This window comes from Pseudomonas sp. I2 (genome assembly GCF_040984075.1).
GTDB lineage: Bacteria > Pseudomonadota > Gammaproteobacteria > Pseudomonadales > Pseudomonadaceae > Aquipseudomonas > Aquipseudomonas guariconensis_B.
Map to the genome: position 1 here is coordinate 1 of NZ_JBCGFQ010000201.1, position 411 is coordinate 411.

Consider the following 411-nt stretch of genomic DNA (forward strand, 5'->3'; position numbering starts at 1 on the left):
GCTATGACCCGCTGGACACCCTGGCCTGCGGTCTGTTCAGCGCTCAGCTCAGCGACCTGTTCGACCAGCAGTCGCGGCTGATCTGCGATCGCGCGGCGCTAACCGGTTCGCCGGCAGACGCGGCGCCCTTTGCCGTCGGGGCGACGGCCAGCGTGGTGATTTTCCCGGGTAGCGACCGTTTTATCTGGCCTTTAAACAGCGCCGCCCGTCTGGTGGATAACCACGGCAGGTTAACCCACCGGCGCGTGTGGCAGGAGGAGATGGCACATGAGTCTTGAAGCAGGCGCCGGGGCGCCGCTGGCGCGGTATGCCGCCTGGCGCAGAGCCGGCGATTTTATCTTTCTCTCCGGCATTATTCCGGTCAATCCCCTGACCGGCACCATCGTCAACGGCTTTCAGGATGTGCCTGGT

General features: G+C 64.5%; 1 protein-coding gene. It reads left to right on the forward strand.

Annotated elements, in window-relative coordinates:
* Positions 1-278 (forward strand): hypothetical protein (locus WCE05_RS26250; protein WP_368816873.1); only part of this gene is annotated, 278 nt, incomplete at its 5' end.
* Positions 279-411: the final 133 nt, after the last annotated feature.